This is a genomic window from Porphyromonas canoris (assembly GCF_000765975.1).
GTDB lineage: Bacteria > Bacteroidota > Bacteroidia > Bacteroidales > Porphyromonadaceae > Porphyromonas_A > Porphyromonas_A canoris.
On the sequence record NZ_JQZX01000020.1, the window covers coordinates 1 to 300 of the forward strand.

At 45.0% G+C, this 300-nt stretch carries 1 rRNA gene; it reads right to left on the bottom strand.

The window, feature by feature from the left end:
• Positions 1-246 precede the first annotated feature (246 nt).
• Positions 247-300 (bottom strand): 16S ribosomal RNA (locus HQ29_RS09495); the annotation flags it as partial.

Consider the following 300-nt stretch of genomic DNA (forward strand, 5'->3'; position numbering starts at 1 on the left):
AGATTTGAACTGCCGACCTCTACATTATCAGTGTAGCGCTCTAACCAACTGAGCTATAGGACTGGATAGCAGATCGTACTCCGTAGAGACTCACGCCACTCATTTCGATCCCTCTCATACGGATCGAATGATATATTGTACTATTGAATACATTCTCAACAAGCAGACAGGGTACATTACCCTTCATACCCAAGCAATAGCTGTCTGTCATTTATATAAACAACAGACACGAATACTTCGCTCCAGAAAGGAGGTGTTCCAGCCGCACCTTCCGGTACGGCTACCTTGTTACGACTTAGC